The sequence below is a fragment of the Neptuniibacter sp. SY11_33 genome (assembly GCF_047778025.1).
Lineage (GTDB): Bacteria > Pseudomonadota > Gammaproteobacteria > Pseudomonadales > Balneatricaceae > Neptuniibacter.
On record NZ_CP180543.1, the window covers coordinates 2,748,588 to 2,769,258 of the forward strand.

A 20,671-nucleotide genomic window follows, 5' to 3' on the forward strand; every position below is an offset into this window, starting at 1 on the left:
GTAGTTATTTCTCCGGTGGAATTGTCTAGCTAAGTATTCTTGCCCTAAAACAATAATTTTTTAGCTCTCAGCTAAATAACTGATCAGATGCAGCCGCGCAGCGAAAATCATTCCGGTGTAGACCTGATATAGCATGGGTATACCAGGTGAGATGGACTCGCCCCCAGGCCGTTAATATATCTGGATGATGATTTCGAGCTTCTGCTAACTCCCCTACCTTGTTCGTAAACCCTAAGGCCTCGACAAAGTTTTTAAATTTAAAATTACGTTGCAGCGTAGGAACACCGTCCATGTGAACAACGTCCCAATCGGGCAGCGTCTTCAGTAACACCGCTATTTCTGATTCATTTAAGGCTTGGCTATCTTTATGGCAGCTTTCACAAGCTTCTGTGGCTAAATCCATCATGTCACCTCATCTAGTTATTATTCCAACGATCTAATTCAACAAGGTTTTCGATCCGCTTAATCGCTCATATACTGTAAGTGATACTGGGAAAAGGGAATATCAAAGATGTCAGAACCTATGGCCCCTTTAAGCGCTTGCCGACTTGGGTTAGATACGCATCAAGAACCCACGATCTACCTACGTCAGGATAGTCCAGTTTGTCGCTCTGAGGGATTTTCTGCCCTCTCCCGTGTGATGGTTAGAACGGAGCGTAAACACCTGATCGCTACTCTCAATATGGTAACCAGCAATCTGCTCATGCCGGGCGAGATCGGTTTTTCTGAATCCGCGTGGAAAAGAATGGAGCTCAATGAGGGTACCTCGGTTTGGTTGTCACATCCTAAGCCTGTGCAATCCCTCTCCTATCTGCGCGCTAAAGTATTTGGTAGCGAACTCAGCCAAGAACAACTCCGTGAAATCATCGATGATATTGTCGCAGGGCGCTATGCCGATGTGCACCTAGCCGCGTTTATAACAGCCTGTGGCTCAGAAAAACTAAGTATCCGAGAGATAACCGATCTAACCCGCGCAATGGTCGACTCTGGCAGCCAGATCGAATGGGGCTTACCTCAAGTTGTGGATAAACACTGTGTTGGCGGTTTACCCGGCAATCGAACAACTCCCATTATTGTTTCGATTCTGGCAGCTGCCGGATTAACTATGCCTAAAACATCTTCACGAGCTATCACCTCTCCTGCCGGGACGGCCGATACCATGGAGACTTTAACTAATGTCAGCTTGAGCTTAGAGCAGATGCGCTCTGTAGTTGAACAAGAAGGCGGCTGCCTTGCTTGGGGTGGATCAGTGCGTCTCTCCCCTTCTGATGACCTGCTAATCCAAGTGGAGCGTGCTTTAGATATCGACAGTGAAGGTCAACTAATTGCCTCAGTGCTCTCTAAAAAAATTGCCGCGGGTGCAACTCACGTTGTGATTGACATTCCCGTTGGCGAAACCGCTAAAGTTAGAAGCCAAGAGTCTGCACAAGCGCTTGCGGATAACTTTAAAGCAGTCGCCAGCACGCTAGGGCTAACTGTGCATACGCTACTGACCGACGGATCTCAGCCTATAGGTCGAGGCATCGGACCGGCTCTTGAAGCAAGAGATATTTTGTCGGTCCTACAAAACCAACAAGATATGCCCACAGACTTACGGCAGCGTGCAGCAGAAGTTGCAGGTGCCATGTTAGATCTGATTAATGGTTTGCCAGAGGGCGAAGGTTATACACAAGCCCTTAGGATTTTGGAGTCTGGGGCGGCTTGGGAGAAATTTCAGGCGATCTGTAAAGCTCAAGGAGTCATAAAAACACCGCCTATCGCGCCCTACCGTTATGAATTAATTGCCCAGAAAACGGGCATCGTTGATCAAATTAATAACCGTAAACTCGCTAAAGTGGCCAAATTAGCAGGAGCGCCAGCCGACTTAGCAGCAGGAGTAGATATGCACTGCAAGCTCGGCGATAAAATCGATCTGAATCAGCCTTTGCTAACTATCCATGCGGAAAGCTCAGGTGAGCTAAGTTACGCCGTCGATTATTTAGAAGATCATTCGGATATTATCCATATTATTGCTGGTAAGGAGCCGTCATAAAATGCAGCCAATTCTATTCAATTTAGAAAGCGACCATGACCTTGCTCAAGCCCTAGCAATTGAGGTCGATGCAGAAGTCGGTAAGTTGGATCTACGAAATTTTCCTGACGGCGAAAGCTATCTACGTGTATTAAGTGAGTGCCAACATCGTTCGGTAATTGTGCTTTGTAACTTGCACCATCCAGATGAAAAAATACTCAAACTTACTTTTCTAACCCATACACTGAAATCCCTAGGAGCTTCTCGCATCGGGTTAGTAACTCCTTACCTCGCTTATATGCGCCAAGATAAAGCCTTTCATCATGGGGAGGCCGTTTCATCACGGCCTTTTGCTCACCTGCTCTCAGAGCAGTTTGATTGGTTAGTCACGCTGGATCCTCATCTACATAGGTATAACTCCTTGGATGAAATCTACAGTTTAAAAAGCTCCGTAGTACATGCAGCACCCATGATTGCTGATTGGATTAATAGACATATACCGCAACCTCTACTTATTGGTCCCGATAGTGAAAGCGAACAATGGGTGAGCGAAGTTGCGCATCTAGCCGAAGCGCCTTTCCAAGTATTAGAGAAAGTACGTCATGGGGATTACTCTGTCGAAGTGTCCGTGCCTGAAGTCGAACAATGGAAAGGTCATACACCCGTGCTGGTAGACGATATTATTTCGAGCGGAAAAACCATGTTAGAAACCATTACCCACTTACATCAGCTTGGGTTAAAGTCCCCGACCTGTATCGGGGTGCATGGCCTGTTTTCTGATGAGGACTTTAATACACTCGCGATAAAAGCCAATATCGTTACCTGCAACAGTGTGCCTCATAGCAGTAATGATATTGATATTAGTCATGCGTTAAGCGAAGCCATACTGAAGTGGATCTAAATGTGAAAAGCTATGTTGCCGATGAGCTGGACTGTTGGCTTGATCCCACATTTATAAACCCAGACGAAGCCGAGTATTTTTTTACCTCACTATATGAAGAGGTATCTTGGCAACAAGATAAAATACGAATGTTTGGCAAATGGGTTTCTATTCCGCGCTTGCAAGCCTTTATGGCTGATTCCGGCATCACTTATACCTATTCCGGTTTAACCTTGGCGGAGAACCCTTGGCACCCCGTTGTTGCGGAGATAAAAAAGCGCGTCGAAGAATACACAGACACCTCTTTCAACGCCGTACTCATTAACCTGTATCGCGACGGTAATGATAGTATGGGCTGGCATAGGGATAATGAACCAGAATTAGGTGACAATCCCAAAATAGCCAGTGTGTCGCTAGGTAGTATTCGACGTTTTCTATTAAAATCGACAACCGATCAACGCCACGAACTTAGCTTGCCCTCCGGATCACTATTATGGATGGGCGATCAAATGCAAAAGCACTGGCAACATAGTGTTCCCAAAACAAAAAAAGCAATACCCCCTCGTATAAACCTCACCTTCCGTGACATGAAAATTTAATACAAATCAACAGATTAGCAGTGGAATAATCTGGTATAAGTAATATATTCACTAATATTCTATATAAAGACTAACTCATTTAACTACAGTAAGTTATACTGCCGCGCACTTGAGTAGAGCCGGGCAATTTACCCGATTTTTTATATGGGTTTGCCTCAGTAATAAAAATAAGTTAGCTGGACGAAACTTAAAGAGCCATTTTTTGATAAGTTTCTATTCCATTGTCGTCGCAGTCGGGTGAGGCTGTTCTGCATAAAAATGACAAGGAATCGCCCTATTCAGTTCGTGCAGTTAACAAAAAATATAAAAATAATTAAGACATACAAATGCACATCGATGCACCCGAAAAAGACGCTGTAAAACAGGGTCAAACTAGCGCAGAAGAGCTAAATACAATTCTGCGTTTGCAGAACCAAGTACTTGAAGAGATCGTTTTAGACACACAACCCGACTCCATCTTTACGTCGGTTTGTCAGTTTATTGAAAACTGTGTCGCGGATAGTATTGCTTCAATCATGCTACTTGATAGCAGCAATCGACACCTGTCCGTTGTCTGTGCCCCCAGTATTCCTCAAGAATCTCTAGCACTGCTAAATGGTTTAGTCCCGAGTCCAGAGGCTGGGTCCTGCGGTACAGCAGTTTACACAGGTAGCCCCGTTTATGTTTCTGATATTGAACAGGACGACTGTTGGCAAAATTTCCGGGATGTCGCCCAAGAATTAGGAATCAAAGCCTGTTGGTCTTACCCAATTCGCATCGATTCTGAACATGTTGCGGGCAGCATCGCCATCTCTAGCCCCAAAACAAGAACACCTACTGCGTTCCATCACCAACTCTTAGAAGCGGCTGCCAATATCATTGGAATCGCACTCAAGAGATTAAAAGCACAGCAATACCTAGAACATTCCGAAAACCTGCTACAAAACATCACCAAAGCAATGCCGGGTGTTGTTTACCAATACCGACTAACCCCTGATCTTAAACAGGAGTTTATCTACATAGGCCCTGGAATAGAGCAAATTTCTGGCGTTACGGCAGAAGAAGCAACAGGCGACTTCCGCCAATTTTGGAAACAGGTACATCCAGAAGACCAGCCAAGCCTGTGGGCAAGCATTATCCACACTAGCCAGCATAAGCTGCCTTGGTCCCATGAGTTTCGAGTATTCCACAGGAATGGTGATCTACGTTGGATTCGCGGCTCATCTTTACCCGATACTTCCAATAAACTCGATCCTTCGCTTTGGAACGGAGTTTTGCTCGATATCACTCCAGAGAAAGCATCCATCGAGCAGCTACGTTTAGCGGGTATCGCCTTTTCGAGCACCAATGAAGGGATCATGATCACCGATTGCAACAATAAGATTATTGATGTCAATCGTGCCTATTCTGATCTGAGTGGTTACAGTCGCGAAGAGCTTATTGGTAAAAGTCCTTCTCTGCTAAAATCACCAAGACACGATAAAGATTTCTTTCAAAATATGTGGGCTGCTCTTGCTAAAGAAGGTCACTGGCAAGGTGAAATATGGAACCGCCGCAAGAATGGTGAGGTAGCGCCCCATTGGGTCAGCATTAATGCGGTTCACGATCCAGAAACGCACAAGCTCACTCACTTTGTAAGTGTGAATGCTGATATTAGTAATATCAAAGCCTCTGAAGAAAAGCTGTCTCATCTAGCACACCACGATCCGCTAACCAATCTGCCTAACCGTTTGTTGTTTGGCGCTAGGCTTGAGCATGCTCTGACCCATAGAGAATCTAACGAAAAGATTGCCATGCTGCAGTTGGATCTGGACCGCTTTAAGCACATAAATGACAGTCTAGGTCATAAATATGGTGACCAATTGCTGTTGCAAGTAACCGAGCGTTTGGGTAATACCCTGAATGCGCGCGATACACTCGCCCGTATCGGTGGTGATGAATTTGCCATTTTGGTCGAAGAGCTAGAACACGCTGCCGATGCAGCAACTATTGCCGACGCGATCGTCGAAGCGATGGAGCAACCTTTCCAATTAGATGGCAAAGACTACTTCACCACAGCAAGCATCGGCGTCGCGCTCTCCCCTGATCATGGTGATGATTCAGATACGGTCACTAAAAATGCAGATATCGCACTTAATCAGGCTAAAGATTCTGGCCGTAATAACTACGCGTTCTTCCAACCGGAACTATCCGAAACCGTTGAAGAGTGGATCAGACTAGAGCCAGAATTGCGAAAAGCTGTGGCAGACAAACAATTTGTACTTTTCTACCAGCCACAGATGGATGCGACCGGTGAAAAAATTATAGGTGCTGAAGCACTCATCCGTTGGGAGCACCCTGAGATGGGGCTTATTCCTCCAGGACAATTCCTATCAATCGCCGAAGAGATTGGTCTACTGACTAAGATGAGTGACTGGGTATTAGAAGAAGCCTGTGCGCAGCTTGCCAGATGGCGAGCGGCTGGACTGACTAACTTCCGTTTATCCGTCAATCTAGCAAGTGACCAGATCACCAAACAAGATCTTCCTTCAGAAGTACAAACACTGCTGTACAAGTACGAAATACCAGCAGATATGTTAGAGCTCGAAATACTAGAAACCTTCCTACTTGAGCATGAAAAGGAAGCAACCGCGACATTCCAAGCGTTAAGACAACAAGGTGTTCATCTTGCTTTGGATGACTTCGGAACAGGCTACTCTTCGCTACGTTACCTAAAGCAACTGCCCATAACTAAAGTGAAAATCGATCAATCCTTGGTAAGGGATATTCCAAGTGATCCAGATGATGAAGCCATTGCCAAAGCGGTGATCTTATTAGGCCATACCCTAGATCTGAAAGTCTGTGCTGAGGGCGTTGAAACACCTGCGCAGCGGGCTTTTTTGGAACAAGAGGGCTGTGATCAGCTCCAAGGATTTTTATTCAGCAAACCGATCCGACAAGAACAGTTTACTGAATTACTGCTCGCCCAAGAGCGGATTCAAGAAGTTGAATACAGTTAAAGTCCTTTAACCCACTCTAGTAACCATGGTTCCGCTTCTTCCAGTGGTGCCATGGTTTCACAAGCATCAATCACTAAGTTATCCCCAATTTTTTGTGCCTGCAGCTGCTGCATTAAACTATCCATCAAATAGCCAGCTTCGGCAAAAGTATCGTAAGAACTGTCACCTAAAGCAATTACCCCGTATTTGACCGTCGGCATCTGCGGTAATTGATCTTGTAACTGTTCATAGAAAGACTGCAAGTTATGTGGAATTTCGCCCTGCCCTGTTGTTGAAGTACAGATTAAAATCACTTCTGTTTCTGGTATGACAACCTGAGCGATTTCCGGCTTACGTAATAGTTCTACTGAGTGTTGTAACTCAGTTAATTTTTGTGAGCACATCTCTGCGACATCAAGTGCATTACCGTATACCGAGCCTACTACAACCTTAATTACTGCCATTTATAAACCTGCTTTGCATACTGATCGATGCAATTAAATCAATTTGGTGGTGGATAGATAAATATATTCGCCATTCTCACTGATTTTCTGGCAATAACCAAGCTGACTCCTACACTGAAAGTGTAGATCTGTTTATCGGAGGGGATAAACTATGGGTAACGAAAGTCTTTCTAAGCTACTTGATGAATGGGAAGGCCGTGCGCGCAAAGTAAACGGTCGCAAGCAAGAGCAGCTTTCCATCTATAAAAGCGATTCGGTCAAGCTCGAAGCCTTAGCTAGCATGTATAAACTATCTAAGGACGATGTTGTCGCTACCTTAATACATGAGGCGTTAAATGAGCTAGAAGCTAAAATGCCCTACATTCAAGGTAGTAAGGTGATCAGAATTGAGGATGGCGAAGAGATATATGAGGACGCTGGCCCTATGCCTCGATATCTAGCAGAGCAGAAGAAAGTGCTCGAGGCTTCTTAGCAGTACAGCCCTATCTCCATAAAAAATGCCGCAAGGAGTGGTGGCTTGCGGCATTCTCGATTGCCTGTAGCAGGCATTAAAACAGCTAATTAAAGTGTTTTAAGGTAAGCAATCAGGTAATCCTGCTCGGCTTTGTCTGTAATCTCAACGTGGCGCATACGAGTCCCTGGTACGAATTGATCGTTGCCCGCTACCCACTTGCGCAAGTTTTCTTCATTCCAAGTGATGTCTGAGTTACGTAGAGCATCAGAATAAGCAAAGCGAGGTAAAACAGCTGCTTTACGACCAAACACACCAATTAGACTCGGGCCAAAAGCATTTTTACTGCTATCCAAAGAGTGGCAAGATGTGCACTTGTTAAAAATTTCTTTACCCGCAGCCTGCATCATCGCTTCATCATCAGCGATAGCAACAGAAGATAGAGATACAGAAAGGCTCACAGCAAGTGCAGAAATCATTTTAATTTTCATAATTCATTTTCCCCTAAATGAATACTTCTTTTGCAAACACTCTACTCCTGCTGCAGCGCACAAAAATTGATCTTGCTCAGTTTTTTCTTCGCATATTTATAAAACAGTTAGAACATACGAACCTAGATCAATAAAACTTAATATAGTGAAATCTTATTTAGTAAAAAACAGTTTATTCCCGATATTTCAGGCACAAAAAAACGCAGCCGAAGCTGCGTTTTTATCACTTTGCTAAATGCTGATTAAGCTTGTTTAGCAATAATCTCTTTCCACTTAGCTGGGCCTGTTGTGTGAACAGACTCACCAGACGTATCGACCGCTACCGTTACTGGCATATCCTTAACTTCAAACTCGTAGATCGCTTCCATACCCATTTCTGGGAATGCAAGAACCTCAGCGTTTGTGATCGCTTTAGATACTAGGTAAGCAGCGCCACCCACAGCCATTAGGTAAACAGCTTCGTTGTCTTTAATTGCGTCAATTGCAACAGGACCACGCTCAGACTTACCAATCATGCCCAGAAGACCTGTGCTTTCGATAACCTGACGAGTGAATTTATCCATACGCGTTGACGTTGTTGGGCCAGCAGGACCTACAACTTCATCACGTACTGGATCAACAGGGCCTACGTAGTAGATGAAGCGACCTTTAAGATCAACTGGTAGCTCTTCGCCATTATTTAGCATCTCTACCATTTTCTTGTGCGCTGCATCACGACCTGTCAACATTTTACCGTTCAACAGAATCGTTTCGCCTACTTTCCACTCTTTAACTGCTTCTGGAGTGATCTCATCAAGATTTACACGACGTGTGTTGGAACCCACTTCGAATGTAACATCTGGCCAATCATCCAAGCTTGGTGGTGTTAGAACCGCTGGGCCACTACCGTTCAATGTAAAGTGAGTGTGGCGAGTCGCTGCACAGTTAGGGATCATGCATACAGGCAATGAAGCGGCGTGCGTTGGGTAATCCTTGATTTTGATATCAAGAACAGTGGTCAAACCACCTAGCCCCTGAGCGCCTATACCTAGATCGTTAACTGCATCCATGATTTCTAGACGAAGCTCTTCAACACGGTTCTGTGGGCCGCGCTCACGTAGCTCGTGAATGTCGATTGGATCCATTAAGGATTCTTTCGCCATAACTGCTGCTTTCTCAGCAGTACCACCAATACCTATACCTAGCATGCCAGGTGGGCACCAGCCAGCACCCATTGTTGGTACGGTTTTAACAATCCAATCAACGATGCTGTCAGATGGGTTAAGCATCACCATCTTAGATTTGTTTTCAGAGCCACCGCCTTTCGCTGCAACGTGAACTTCTACTTCATCACCATCAACAATCTCGTAGTGAATTACCGCTGGCGTATTATCTTTAGTGTTCTGACGTTTGCCTGCTGGGTCAGCAAGAATAGAAGCACGTAGAACGTTATCAGGATGCATGTATGCACGACGAACACCTTCATTCACCATGTCAGTTACATTCATTTCAGCATCCCAAGTTACGTTCATACCTACTTTCAGGAATACAGTAACGATACCTGTGTCCTGACATAGAGGTCGCTTACCTTCAGCACACATACGGGAGTTGATAAGGATCTGCGCCATTGCGTCTTTAGCCGCTGGGTTTTCTTCCTTCAGGTAGGCTTCGTGTACGCCTTGAACAAAATCAAGCGGATGGTAGTAAGAGATAAACTGCAATGCATCAGCAACGCTGCTGATGAAATCGTCTTGGCGGATTACGCTCATTCGGAGACTCCAGTAAAGCTTCTTGTCATAAAGGATCAGGGAGTTAAAACTCAACCATGCTTAGTACAAACACGCCTGACTCATACCCATTTACTCTCTCTTAAAGGAGAGTTTTTACTGGAAAGGGAGTATACACCAAAAGTACCGCAATAAGGTGTCGGGCATTGGTAGTACTCAGATAATCTTTTTTACTACTTAATGTAAAAACGAGGTGAAAGAGCGTATTTATCTGATCTCAAAAAAGAAGCGCAGAGCAGTAACAAATGCCAAAGATCAAAAAGGAGCGCCCGGTCGCTTTGGTGATTGGTTGGCGCGACTCTTTACCTAAGGCCAATAGCTTTAATGGCTTGATTACAAAGGGAATGGATAACAATGCCACCAGCGCAAATGGTATAGATCCATTGAGACTCAAAGCCAAGCAGCCTAGATAAATACAGATCAGTAGAGCCTTATACAACTGAGAAGCCCGAGCATAGCCAATCTTCACCGTTAACGTTTTTATCCCCGCAGTTGCGTCCTCTTCAAAATCGCGTAGCTCGTTACTCAGCAGTAGTAGCGATACAAACAGAGACACTGGGATAGAGATCAAAAAGGCCGAATACGATAGCTCTTTGGTCAGCACATAGTAAGCACCGCTTACCATCAAAATACCCATCAACCAAAAAACAAAAAACACTGCTAAACCGCGACGCTTGTAGTTTATCGGCTCCATCGTATATCCAAGCGCGCCTACTATTCCGATAACTGAGATCAGCAGAAGCAATATCCCAGATACAGAAATGAGGTAACAACCGATTACGGCAGCAAAGAGAATACAGCCTAAACCCAGATTAAAATTAAATCGAATCTGTTTTTGTGAAGCTAATGAGAGTTGAAGATTGGGCAGGGAAAGGTCGGCGTAATCATTAATCAGATTAACCCCAGCTTGCAGAAGCAAACCCGCCATTAGGATTAAGGTCGCGAGGAAAGAATCGCCAAAGCCTTCTCGATAGGCACTCAAAATACCTGTTAGACAAACAATCAAAGCCACGCTGAATGAAAACGGCCTCAACGCATGCCTAAACAGGTACTTCTCAGCGATCATCTCATTTACTTCTGACTGCTGTACTCAGGTGCGTTTGGTAGATCACGCATCAGCAATGCGTATTCTGGATCAGCATTCAGGTTCATAGGAATCTTCATGACATGACCCGAGCCTGGCGCTACATCAGCAGACTTCCCTTTCTTATCGATCATCTCATCAAGTTTGAACTTGTGATTGCCTTGCGGCGTCATTAGCTCAAGCGTATCGCCTTTCAGGAAGCGGTTACGTACATCAATCTCAAGCATGCCATCTGCATAACCCATCACTTCACCAACAAACTGCTGATGAACCCCCACAGAGTTACCCGTTTCGTAGTTCTGATACTCATCATGTACGTGACGACGGTAGAAGCCTTCGGTGTAACCACGGCTCGCTAGGTTTTCTAACTCATCCATCAAACTCATATCAAATGGGCGACCTGCAACTGCATCATCAATCGCTTTACGATAAGTCTGAGCTGTACGTGCCACATAGTAGTGTGACTTAGTACGACCTTCGATTTTTAAAGAATCCACGCCAATTTCAGCAAGACGGTGTACGTGCTGAATTGCTCGAAGATCTTTAGAGTTCATGATGTAAGTACCATGTTCATCTTCAAAAGCAGGCATATACTCACCCGGACGAGTCTCTTCCTGAAGTAGGAAGATCTGATCTGTTGGCTTACCTTCACCCAATGCAGGTTTTGGCTCTTGGGCATTTGGATCAAACTGCTCTACGGGTACCACATCCCCAGATTCATCTACTTTTGCTTCATGAGCATCGTATTTCCAACGACAACTGTTGGTACATGTACCTTGGTTTGGATCACGCTTGTTGATGTAGCCAGATAGCAGGCAACGACCCGAATAAGCAATACAAAGCGCACCATGAACAAAGACTTCAATCTCCATCTCTGGGCAACGCTGCTTAATCTCTTCGACTTCATCAAGAGATAGCTCACGAGATAGGATTACACGCTCGACACCCATAGAGTGCCAGAATTTAACCGCAGCCCAGTTCATAGTGTTTGCCTGAACAGACAGGTGAATCGGCACATCTGGAAAATGCTCTTTAACAAGATAGATCAAGCCTGGATCAGACATAATCAATGCATCTGGTCCCATCGCAATCACTGGGCGCAAATCATCGATGTATGTTTTTAGCTTACTGTTATGAGGTAGGATGTTACTTGCTAGGAAGAACTTCTTACCCAACTGGTGAGCCAGATCGATCCCTTCTGCTAGGTTATCCATATTAAAGTCATTGTTACGCACACGTAGGCTGTAACGAGGCTGACCGGCATAAACAGCATCTGCACCGTAAGCAAATGCATATTTCATATTTTTCAAAGTCCCTGCAGGGGACAATAATTCTGGATTTAGCATAGTTATGAAGGGACTAGTTAATAAGGTATGAATTAAAAGTTAAAAGATCTGTTAAGCCAGATCTTTTAAAGGAATCTCAAACAGTGGCGTGTAGATAGAGCCATCTTCACCCAGCTTACTTTGAAACAGCACCACCGAATCAGCCAAACTGTACATATCCAGCGCAGGCCACTCTTTTGGTGCTTTAAACGTATTTTTTCCTGGCAAGCGGCCTAAGGTCACATGAGGTTTGAAATCATCTTCCTCATAGTTAAGGCCTGCCTCAGTTGCCACATTGATCATCAGTTCATGCAGCACCTGCAATTCCTCATGCAGATCAGGTAAAGCAGCAACTAAAGCTAACTTTTTGTTAACTTTGTAATATTCCGCTTTGTTGATATGTACCTGAAAGGAGCTAAAGTCAGCCAATTTTTCGCGGGCACACTTTTCCAACTCTTCAACCTGCTTAAGATTGATATCACCTAAGAAACACAAGGTAAGATGATAGCGATCGGAATCCACCCAATTGATTTCTGTTTTGCGGTCAAACTCGCATAATGTATCAGCGTGATCAGCCAACCAACGTACAACAGAATCAGGTAGCGTCAGTGCAAAAAAAGCACGGATGTTCATATAGGCTTACTATATCCCTATTTTTTTGAGGAATAGCGTATTCTGCCTTCAAGATGACCCGTTGGCAAACCCTGAAAGCAGAAACTAAGATCATTTATGCCGCTCTAACGTTGTTCAAGCAGCAATTGCATGTTGTTTAGCTTCTGGCGAACCTGCAACAGATCCTGATTTAACTGACGACGCGTACCATCAAATGCGCGAATAGCCTGCTCGTTCACTTTCACTTTACGCTCTAGATCAGCATTGCTTTTGCCTTCTAACTTAGCAAGACGATCAGTTAAGGTACGCTGCGCTTTCAATAGATCATCCATCTGCTCTTTCGCCAACTCGTTTGTGGTGCGCATTTCAGATTCAACGCGCGACGTTAGCTTCGTCAGTTTAGCTACTTCGGCATTCACTGTTTTCTTTAAGCCAGAAACACTCGCCAACGTTTTTTTCTGCTGAGCAACCTGAGATTTTAGAGACTTAACCGTTTTTTCTTGCGCCTGTAGAGTTTTCTTTAAAGCGGCTAGCTCTTTTGCCTGCTTCTCAATCAGTGGCTTATTCTTTTTATGGGCAATATCCCACAACTTAGCAATTTCAGAATCTAGTTGTTTGTCTTTCTGCTTTAAAACAGACTCTAACGAGGACACATTGCCTTGCAGCTCCTCACCCGATTCAGCTGCACCCTGTTCAGTTTCTTTCAACAATGCTTCTAATTGAACAATCTGGGCCTGTGCTTTTTCAAACGTTGCCTGTTGAGATTGATACATCTCAAAACCAAAGTAGCCAAGTACAGACACCGCAACCACTAAAATAACCATCACTATGGATTGAACGACACCACCTCCTGATGCGGCTGGCGCTGACGCAGGGGCTGGTGTATCACCAAATCGAGGTCGCATAGCTGAAGACGTTGAGCGGTTTTCACCAGCAGGATCGGCAGGCCCAAAATTCGGTACTTCAATATTATCGTCGTCGCGGTTCATGGCTATCCATATACTAACTAAATTGAAATTCCCGCTATTTTACGCGGAAAAAAAAAGCCCCGCAAAAATGCAGGGCTCTTTAAAGCTTAAATAAGCGAGGGGGGATGATTACATCATGCCGCCCATGCCGCCCATACCGCCCATGCCGCCCATATCAGGCATGCCTGGCGCGCCACCTTCAGCAGGCTTATCAGCAATCATTGCTTCAGTTGTGATCATAAGACCCGCAACAGATGCAGCCGCTTGTAGTGCTGAACGAGTAACTTTAGCTGGATCTAGGATACCCATTTCGATCATGTCGCCGTATTCACCGGAAGCTGCGTTATAACCGAAGTTACCTTCGCCTTTCTCACGGATGTTAGACACGATTACTGAGCCTTCTTCACCCGCATTACCAACGATCTGACGTAGTGGAGCTTCTAGTGCACGGAATGCAAGCTCGATACCTACGGACTGATCGTGGTTATCACCTTGTAGTTCTTTAACTTGATCCATCGCGCGGATCAGAGCAACACCACCACCAGGTACTACGCCTTCTTCAACGGCAGCACGAGTAGCGTGCAGAGCGTCTTCTACACGAGCTTTCTTCTCTTTCATCTCAACTTCAGTCGCTGCACCAACCTTAATTACTGCAACACCGCCTGCCAGCTTAGCAACGCGCTCTTGCAGTTTTTCACGGTCGTAGTCAGAAGATGTTTCTTCCATCTGTGCACGAATCTGGTTAACACGTGCTTCGATGTTGTCAGCAGCACCGATACCATCAACGATTGTTGTGTTTTCTTTAGTGATAGAAACACGCTTAGCTTGACCTAGCTGCTCAAGTGTCGCTTCTTCTAGTGTTAGACCTACTTCTTCAGAGATCACAGTACCGCCAGTAAGGATAGCGATATCTTCTAGCATCGCTTTACGACGATCACCGAAACCAGGCGCTTTAACAGCAGCAACTTTAACGATACCGCGCATGTTGTTAACTACTAGCGTTGCTAGTGCCTCGCCTTCTACATCTTCAGCGATGATTAGAAGAGGACGAGATGCTTTAGCTACGTGCTCAAGGATTGGCAGTAGTTCACGGATGTTAGAGATTTTCTTGTCAGCAAGCAGGATGAATGGCTGCTCAACCTCAGCAGACATGTTGTCTTGGTTGTTGATGAAGTAAGGAGATAGGTAACCGCGATCGAATTGCATGCCTTCAACAACATCCAGTTCATTCTCTAGTGCTGTACCTTCTTCTACAGTGATAACGCCTTCTTTACCTACTTTGCCCATCGCTTCAGCAATGATTTCACCAACCTGTGCATCAGCATTAGCAGAGATAGTACCAACCTGTGCAATCGCTTTATTATCAGCACAAGGAACTGACATACCTTGGATCTGCTCAACAACGGCAGCTGCAGCTTTGTCGATACCGCGTTTAAGATCCATTGGGTTCATACCTGCAGCAACAGACTTAAGGCCTTCATTAACGATAGCCTGAGCTAGTACAGTCGCAGTCGTAGTACCGTCACCCGCAACATCGTTTGCTTGAGACGCTACTTCTTTAACCATCTGTGCGCCCATGTTTTCGAACTTGTCTTCAAGCTCGATCTCTTTCGCAACAGATACGCCGTCTTTAGTTACGGTAGGAGCACCGAAAGACTTATCTAGAACAACGTTACGACCTTTAGGGCCCAAAGTAGTTTTAACTGCGTCAGCTAGGATATTTACACCGTCTAGCATGCGTTGACGAGCATCGTTACCAAATAGTACGTCTTTAGCCATTTTCTAAAATCCTGTAATCAAATTCTTTAAACAATTAGATAAAGCGAAAAGTTCAACCGGAAGATTAGTCTTCCAATACACCGTAAATTTCGCCTTCACTAAGAATTAGTAGCTCTTCACCGTCAACTTTTACAGTGTTAGCGTAGCCACCAAACAATACTGTATCCCCAACCTGAACAGTTAGCGCTTGGCGCTCACCATTTTCCAGAAGACGACCTTCACCCACAGCAATAACTTTACCTTGGTTTGGTTTTTCCTGTGCAGAACCTGGCAGTACGATGCCGCTTGCAGTTGTAGCTTCTTCTTCGTTACGACGAACAACTACACGGTCGTGAAGTGGACGAATTTTCATCTGTTCTTTCTCCTGATCTTTATCTGATCAAAATAAACATGTTTGTTTGGAATCGGGCCGAACAACTCTACGTTGCTTTCCCCTTTGAAATGCTAGGTTGGGGCATAAAAAATGAATTCAACGCTACCCAACAATTTTTTTGCCTAGAAATTAATCCTTGCGCTCAAATTCACCGTCAATCACATCATTTGAACGGATATTTCGATCTTGTTGCTCATGAGTCTGATGCGTCTGCGATTGATGTTGGAAAGGGTCATTCGCATAAAATTGCGCTGAGCTTTGATGTTGCTGCTGCATAGCTATCACACTGAAGCGACTAAACAATGCTTTAGCAAACGCTTTGCGCGTAAAAGGAAGCAAACAGCTAAAACCAATCACATCTGTAACAAAGCCCGGTGTAACTAACAGTGCACCACCCACAGCAAGCACAATACCTTCAACCATCTCTTGGCCTGGAATCTCGCCATTCTGCGCACGCTGCTGCGCTCGTGCCAGTGTAGATAAGCCTTGGTAGCGCAACATATTTACGCCTATAAATGCAGACAGTAGTACTAAACCAACTGTGTTCCACGCCCCAATCGCATCACCTACATTTATAAGTACTGTGATTTCAATAATGGGGATAATGATGAACAGCAGAAAAAGAAACTTCATTTATTGCCTCAAAAATAATCGATAGTTCTATAAGCATAGGACTCATTATAGAGTTTCTAAACAGGTCCTACCTGCCTAAATTAAAACCTGTATAGAACTGGTATTTTTCACTCAACATACCCTTTCCTTTTTATGGTCAGACCAAAAATTTTCAACCCTAAACCATCATTTTAAGTTCAATTTTCACGTTTTTAGCGTTAAAAAATCGTCTAAAAAAAAACCAATACCAAAGTACCTATGCATTTTGCACTGCGAAATTTTTATTAAAAAACATATAGTTAGCATCTGCAAAAAATAAAAAAAATACCGGCCATGAGTATATTAAACTTATTGATAAATGATTCCGTGGAGCAACAAGTAGACTTTTTTGCGAAAGCGGGATAAGTTTAAATTCTGCACAATGACGCAACGCACAAAAAAGAGTCAAACCGAAGTAAGGTAATCCTAAAATGGAACTCAAAGATAAAGTAATTGTTGTAACTGGTGGTGGCCGTGGTCTTGGTCGTTCAATGGCACTTGAACTAGCTGAACAGGGCGCAAAACTTGCTCTAGCTGACCTAAGCCAGGAAGATCTAGATACGACTGTTGGCCTTTGCATGGAAAAAGGCGTTGAAGCACGCGCTTACATCTGCAACGTAGCTAAAGAAGACGAAGTAGAAAAACTATTCAATGACGTTGTAGCTGATTTCGGTACGCTACACGGTCTAGTAAACAACGCTGGTATCACTCGCGACGGTCTATTCATGAAAGTTGATCGCGAAACTGGCAAAGTTGTTAAGAAGATGTCTATGGACCAGTGGAACCTGGTAATGGATGTTAACCTAACTGGTACTTTCCTATGTGCTCGTGAAGCTACGGCTCACATGATCGACCTAGGCGTTCCTGGTTGCATCGTAAACATCTCTTCTATCTCTCGTTCAGGTAACATGGGCCAGACTAACTACACAGCAACTAAAGCTGGCGTAGAAGCAATGGCTGTTACTTGGTCTAAAGAGCTAGCTCGCTACGGTATCCGTGCTGCTTCCATCGCTCCAGGTTACATCGGTACTGAGATGGTTATGAGCATGAAACCAGAAGCTCTGGAAAAAATTGCTGCAGGTATCCCGGCTAAACGCCTTGGTAAGCCTGAAGAAATTGCTAAGACTGTTACGTTCATTCTTGAAAATGACTACATTAGCGGTCGTTGCTTCGAAGTTGACGGCGGCCTGCGCGTTTAAGCTTCCAAGCTCCAAAAAAACCGGCTTACGCCGGTTTTTTTGTGCCTATTGATTGCTTCTAGAGTATTGCTGTTAAGCCCCAATCACCCCGCCATCGTCGCGTGTTATCACGACAATGGTTGAACGCGGCTTACTGTCGCCACCCGCTGGGAAATGCGAAGGTTTACCCTTCTCACCTGGGTGCTGAATACCTACAAACATGGTTTTTTGATCCTGAGAGAACGTCAATCCCGTCACTTCGCAGGCAATGGGTCCCGTTAAGAAACGATGAATTTCGCCGGTTTCTGGATCTGCACACAACATCTGATTGTTACCCATACCCACAAAATCATCGGCATTGGAGTATTTACCATCGGTCATGATCCACAAACGACCACCTTTATCGAAGCCTAATCCATCCGGGCTATTGAACATATTTTCGGTAGTGATGTTACTACTACCTGCTAAAAGCCCCTCTTGATGGATGCTTGGATTACCCGCGATTAGAAACAGATCCCAGCTGAATTCAGCAGAAGTATGATCGCCATTCATTGGCGTCCAACGCACGATCTGTCCGTACTTATTCTCTGCTCGTGGATTTGGCCCTCCAACAGGCTGACCCTCTTTCTTGCCACGATGCTTATTATTCGTCAGCGTGCAACAAGCACTCGATTTATCAGGATGTACTGCAACCCATTCAGGTCGATCCATGGTCGTTCCACCCACTTGCGTCGCTGCTAAACGTGTGTGGATAAGTACCTCTGCCTGACTATTAAACCCATTCTCTGGCGTTAATCCATTCTTACCAAAAGTGAGCTCCAGCCATGCGCCTTTGCCCTTCAGCTCACCGCCATCTGCACTGAACTTCGCCACATATAAAGTACCATCGACTAAAAGGTCACGATTTTTCCTCTGATCATTTGCATCATATTTACCTTTTGACACAAATTTATACAGATGCTCACCGCGCTCATCATCACCCAGATAAACAACAACATGACCTGAGTTATCGACCATGAGAGCTGCATTCTCATGTTTAAAGCGACCTAGCGCTGTACGCTTAAGCGGCTTAGACTCAGGATCCATCGGATCGATCTCTACCACCCAACCATGACGATTCGGCTCATTTGGGTTTTTAGCTAGATCAAAACGTTGATCAAACTTACTCCACTGATAACGTTTATCTTCCGCTTTTAAACCATAGCGCATTTGTTCAGCCGGGATACTATGCGCCCCATCCTCAGTACCAAAATACTTATGGAAATTCTCTTCGCAGGTCAAATAAGTACCCCAAGGCGTTTCCCCATTGGCACAGTTATTAAAGGTTCCCAATACTTCACGACCCGTTTGGTCTGCAGCTGTTTTAAGCAAATCATGCCCTGCCGCTGGACCTGTCAACTGCATTGGAGTATTTGCAGTAATCCGACGATTCAATTTACCACTGCGATCAACGATCCAACCTTGAGCGGTTTGCTGAATTTCAAAAACAGACACCCCGTGAGCATGTTGTGCTTTCAACACATCCTCAGCGGTAATCATGTCACCTTTATGGTCATACAACAGATCAGTGTTGGTGTATTCATTATTAACAGCCAATACTGCACGATCGCTAGATAAAGGAAACAATGACATACCATCGGTATTGTCACCAAACTGTAGCGCCTGCGCTGACGCTGGCGCTCGCCCTGTTGGATCAAATTCTGGTGCGCCTTCAAAGATAGGGTCCCCCCAAGAGATGAGGTTTGCCACGTTATAGCCTTTGGGTACAACAACTGTATCAGCTGTACTGCTGACAATAGGCTCAAATCCGATAAGCTGACTCTTAACTTTTTTTGCGATTGCTGCCTGTACTGAATTTGCAATAGGCGACATCCCTATAAAAGCACCTAAGCCTAGCGCGCCAGCCCCAGCCAAAAAACTACGACGACTAACTGCTTTATCTGTTAGCTGAGTAAACTCTGAATCCTGTTCCTGATTTAAATTGCTGCAAAGATCATGTGAATTGTTATAGCTCATAGTGATTCCACTAAAAAATCGAATTGCATCTTGCTGTATAGCCCGACTCTTGGGCACCAGAATTCAAAGCTAGTACTGATTAATGACATATAAATTAACGTTAAATGAAGCTCTTGCTAAAAACAGAGTTATTAGACAATTAATCAAAACCCACAGAAGCAAAAAGATTAACTTCAGAACAAAAACAAAACAATCGATCAAAAATAAACCATACATTTAAAAGGCGTTTCAAAACAGCAATATCTATGCAACAAAAACTTAAAGAAATTAAATTCTAGCACAACAAAAAAGAAACAATTCTGAAATAAAACCCATCTATTATTGCGCCGCAACAACGAATTAACTTTTACAAGGCAATAATTTTGAAACCTTTAAATAAAATTCTACTATCCACATTAACTGCAATTTCTTTAATTGCATCCAGTTATTCTTACGCAGACAACATTTTATTATTAGAAGAAGGCGTAAACTTAATTGCAGTTAATGGTTCAGAAGTTAATTCAGATAAACTATTTAACGGCAGCAACAATTACAAGCTACCTAATGGATCAAATCAGATCCTTGTAAATTATACCGCTGAAGTAAAAAAGGGTGGTGATTTTGAAATAGAGCAAAGCAAAGCCTTCGTTCTATTATTCGAAAGCAATGACAGCCAAATATCCCTTGCAGCACCAACGATTGAGCGCATTAAAGATCTAGATAAATTCGAACAGAATAAAAACTGGATCCTAAAAAATAGCGCAGGCAATAGCATTCCTTACAAAGCAAACATTATTGAGAAAGGTGGCTTTCAGTTAAGCAGAGATTTTGAAGAAGAATTAGAAAAATTCAATCAAAGTAATGCAACTGCATCATTACCTAAAAGCCAAATAACTCTTCCAAATAACACTAATAACAAACCAACAAAAAACAGTGTTATTAAAAAAGAAAACATGGCAATGGAAATGCTTATTTATTGGTATAACCAAGCCGATCTAAACACTAGAAACTCATTTAAAGAGCTTATTAAAAACAAATAAGCTTTCACAAATTAAAAGTTAAAAACCTTATATTAAAACTCCTTGGA

At 44.0% G+C, this 20,671-nt stretch carries 19 protein-coding genes; 7 read left to right on the top strand and 12 right to left on the bottom strand.

Going from position 1 to position 20,671, the window contains the following annotated elements; all coding sequences use genetic code 11:
* Window positions 1-67 precede the first annotated feature (67 nt).
* Window positions 68-403: a 4a-hydroxytetrahydrobiopterin dehydratase gene (locus tag ACMXYV_RS12925; protein ID WP_415888886.1), complete on the bottom strand. Its 336-nt coding sequence runs from the start codon at window positions 401-403 to the stop codon at window positions 68-70.
* A gap of 108 nt (window positions 404-511) precedes the next feature.
* Between ACMXYV_RS12925 and ACMXYV_RS12930 the strand changes: the two genes are divergently transcribed.
* The 4 genes from ACMXYV_RS12930 to ACMXYV_RS12945 all read left to right on the top strand — a co-directional run bounded on the left by ACMXYV_RS12930 (window position 512) and on the right by ACMXYV_RS12945 (window position 6,468).
* Entirely contained in the window at window positions 512-2,032 is a 1,521-nt protein-coding gene (locus ACMXYV_RS12930; protein WP_415888887.1) for a thymidine phosphorylase family protein, read from the top strand.
* 1 nt (window position 2,033) lies between these two features.
* Entirely contained in the window at window positions 2,034-2,912 is an 879-nt protein-coding gene (locus ACMXYV_RS12935; RefSeq protein WP_415888888.1) for a ribose-phosphate pyrophosphokinase, read from the top strand.
* Window positions 2,913-2,914: 2 nt separating this feature from the next.
* Entirely contained in the window at window positions 2,915-3,490 is a 576-nt protein-coding gene (locus ACMXYV_RS12940; RefSeq protein ID WP_415888889.1) for an alpha-ketoglutarate-dependent dioxygenase AlkB family protein, read from the top strand.
* 326 nt (window positions 3,491-3,816) lie between these two features.
* The gene (locus ACMXYV_RS12945) at window positions 3,817-6,468 is read left to right on the top strand and encodes an EAL domain-containing protein (protein ID WP_415888890.1); all 2,652 of its coding nucleotides are present in this window, start codon (window positions 3,817-3,819) and stop codon (window positions 6,466-6,468) included.
* Here the strand turns inward: ACMXYV_RS12945 and ACMXYV_RS12950 are convergent.
* Window positions 6,465-6,911, bottom strand: a complete 447-nt coding sequence (locus ACMXYV_RS12950) for a flavodoxin (RefSeq protein WP_415888891.1) — start codon at window positions 6,909-6,911, stop codon at window positions 6,465-6,467. The two genes, ACMXYV_RS12945 and ACMXYV_RS12950, sit on opposite strands and share 4 nt — an antisense overlap.
* A 151-nt stretch (window positions 6,912-7,062) precedes the next feature.
* Between ACMXYV_RS12950 and ACMXYV_RS12955 the strand changes: the two genes are divergently transcribed.
* Window positions 7,063-7,383 carry a hypothetical protein gene (locus ACMXYV_RS12955; protein ID WP_415888892.1) on the top strand — a complete coding sequence of 107 codons (321 nt, stop codon included), beginning with the start codon at window positions 7,063-7,065 and terminating at the stop codon, window positions 7,381-7,383.
* Between the two features lie 89 nt (window positions 7,384-7,472).
* Here ACMXYV_RS12955 and ACMXYV_RS12960 read toward each other — a convergent pair whose 3' ends face one another.
* From ACMXYV_RS12960 to ACMXYV_RS13000, 9 genes are all read right to left on the bottom strand, one after another.
* A complete protein-coding gene (locus ACMXYV_RS12960) occupies window positions 7,473-7,853 on the bottom strand; it encodes a c-type cytochrome (protein ID WP_415888893.1) in 381 nt (126 codons plus the stop codon).
* A 242-nt stretch (window positions 7,854-8,095) separates the two neighbouring features.
* Window positions 8,096-9,601: a fumarate hydratase gene (locus tag ACMXYV_RS12965; RefSeq protein WP_415881970.1), complete on the bottom strand. Its 1,506-nt coding sequence runs from the start codon at window positions 9,599-9,601 to the stop codon at window positions 8,096-8,098.
* A gap of 235 nt (window positions 9,602-9,836) precedes the next feature.
* Window positions 9,837-10,685, bottom strand: a complete 849-nt coding sequence (locus tag ACMXYV_RS12970; protein ID WP_415888894.1) for a prenyltransferase — start codon at window positions 10,683-10,685, stop codon at window positions 9,837-9,839.
* Between the two features lie 5 nt (window positions 10,686-10,690).
* Window positions 10,691-12,049 carry a tRNA 5-hydroxyuridine modification protein YegQ gene (gene yegQ / locus ACMXYV_RS12975; RefSeq protein ID WP_415888895.1) on the bottom strand — a complete coding sequence of 453 codons (1,359 nt, stop codon included), beginning with the start codon at window positions 12,047-12,049 and terminating at the stop codon, window positions 10,691-10,693.
* Window positions 12,050-12,100: 51 nt separating this feature from the next.
* On the bottom strand, window positions 12,101-12,661 hold the full coding sequence (thpR, locus tag ACMXYV_RS12980) for an RNA 2',3'-cyclic phosphodiesterase (protein WP_415888896.1): 561 nt from the start codon (window positions 12,659-12,661) through the stop codon (window positions 12,101-12,103).
* A 104-nt stretch (window positions 12,662-12,765) separates the two neighbouring features.
* The gene (locus tag ACMXYV_RS12985) at window positions 12,766-13,629 is read right to left on the bottom strand and encodes a hypothetical protein (RefSeq protein ID WP_415888897.1); all 864 of its coding nucleotides are present in this window, start codon (window positions 13,627-13,629) and stop codon (window positions 12,766-12,768) included.
* A 108-nt stretch (window positions 13,630-13,737) separates the two neighbouring features.
* On the bottom strand, window positions 13,738-15,387 hold the full coding sequence (groL, locus tag ACMXYV_RS12990) for a chaperonin GroEL (RefSeq protein WP_415888898.1): 1,650 nt from the start codon (window positions 15,385-15,387) through the stop codon (window positions 13,738-13,740).
* 64 nt (window positions 15,388-15,451) lie between these two features.
* Window positions 15,452-15,739 carry a co-chaperone GroES gene (locus tag ACMXYV_RS12995; protein WP_415881976.1) on the bottom strand — a complete coding sequence of 96 codons (288 nt, stop codon included), beginning with the start codon at window positions 15,737-15,739 and terminating at the stop codon, window positions 15,452-15,454.
* A 150-nt stretch (window positions 15,740-15,889) separates the two neighbouring features.
* The gene (locus ACMXYV_RS13000) at window positions 15,890-16,393 is read right to left on the bottom strand and encodes an FxsA family protein (RefSeq protein WP_415888899.1); all 504 of its coding nucleotides are present in this window, start codon (window positions 16,391-16,393) and stop codon (window positions 15,890-15,892) included.
* Window positions 16,394-16,842: 449 nt separating this feature from the next.
* Between ACMXYV_RS13000 and ACMXYV_RS13005 the strand changes: the two genes are divergently transcribed.
* Window positions 16,843-17,610 (top strand): SDR family oxidoreductase, encoded by a 768-nt coding sequence (locus ACMXYV_RS13005; RefSeq protein WP_415888900.1) that lies wholly within the window; start codon window positions 16,843-16,845, stop codon window positions 17,608-17,610.
* Window positions 17,611-17,682: 72 nt separating this feature from the next.
* On the opposite strand, the gene ACMXYV_RS13010 is transcribed toward ACMXYV_RS13005, so the two are convergent.
* Complete coding sequence (locus tag ACMXYV_RS13010; protein ID WP_415888901.1) at window positions 17,683-19,605, bottom strand: PhoX family protein; 1,923 nt, start codon at window positions 19,603-19,605, stop codon at window positions 17,683-17,685.
* A 362-nt stretch (window positions 19,606-19,967) separates the two neighbouring features.
* Between ACMXYV_RS13010 and ACMXYV_RS13015 the strand changes: the two genes are divergently transcribed.
* Window positions 19,968-20,624, top strand: coding sequence for a DUF2057 family protein (locus tag ACMXYV_RS13015; RefSeq protein WP_415888902.1), 657 nt, complete (start codon window positions 19,968-19,970; stop codon window positions 20,622-20,624).
* Window positions 20,625-20,671 lie beyond the last annotated feature (47 nt).

Coding starts and splice junctions, on each gene's coding strand:
- ACMXYV_RS12955 (WP_415888892.1), top strand. CDS start 7,063: ATGGGTAACGAAAGTCTTTCTAAGCTACTTGATGAATGGGAAGGCCGT.
- ACMXYV_RS12995 (WP_415881976.1), bottom strand. CDS start 15,739: ATGAAAATTCGTCCACTTCACGACCGTGTAGTTGTTCGTCGTAACGAA.
- ACMXYV_RS13010 (WP_415888901.1), bottom strand. CDS start 19,605: ATGAGCTATAACAATTCACATGATCTTTGCAGCAATTTAAATCAGGAA.
- groL (WP_415888898.1), bottom strand. CDS start 15,387: ATGGCTAAAGACGTACTATTTGGTAACGATGCTCGTCAACGCATGCTA.
- ACMXYV_RS12945 (WP_415888890.1), top strand. CDS start 3,817: ATGCACATCGATGCACCCGAAAAAGACGCTGTAAAACAGGGTCAAACT.
- ACMXYV_RS12965 (WP_415881970.1), bottom strand. CDS start 9,601: ATGAGCGTAATCCGCCAAGACGATTTCATCAGCAGCGTTGCTGATGCA.
- ACMXYV_RS12985 (WP_415888897.1), bottom strand. CDS start 13,629: ATGAACCGCGACGACGATAATATTGAAGTACCGAATTTTGGGCCTGCC.
- ACMXYV_RS12950 (WP_415888891.1), bottom strand. CDS start 6,911: ATGGCAGTAATTAAGGTTGTAGTAGGCTCGGTATACGGTAATGCACTT.
- ACMXYV_RS12925 (WP_415888886.1), bottom strand. CDS start 403: ATGGATTTAGCCACAGAAGCTTGTGAAAGCTGCCATAAAGATAGCCAA.
- yegQ (WP_415888895.1), bottom strand. CDS start 12,049: ATGCTAAATCCAGAATTATTGTCCCCTGCAGGGACTTTGAAAAATATG.
- ACMXYV_RS12935 (WP_415888888.1), top strand. CDS start 2,034: ATGCAGCCAATTCTATTCAATTTAGAAAGCGACCATGACCTTGCTCAA.
- ACMXYV_RS13005 (WP_415888900.1), top strand. CDS start 16,843: ATGGAACTCAAAGATAAAGTAATTGTTGTAACTGGTGGTGGCCGTGGT.
- thpR (WP_415888896.1), bottom strand. CDS start 12,661: ATGAACATCCGTGCTTTTTTTGCACTGACGCTACCTGATTCTGTTGTA.
- ACMXYV_RS13000 (WP_415888899.1), bottom strand. CDS start 16,393: ATGAAGTTTCTTTTTCTGCTGTTCATCATTATCCCCATTATTGAAATC.
- ACMXYV_RS12960 (WP_415888893.1), bottom strand. CDS start 7,853: ATGAAAATTAAAATGATTTCTGCACTTGCTGTGAGCCTTTCTGTATCT.
- ACMXYV_RS12930 (WP_415888887.1), top strand. CDS start 512: ATGTCAGAACCTATGGCCCCTTTAAGCGCTTGCCGACTTGGGTTAGAT.
- ACMXYV_RS12970 (WP_415888894.1), bottom strand. CDS start 10,685: ATGATCGCTGAGAAGTACCTGTTTAGGCATGCGTTGAGGCCGTTTTCA.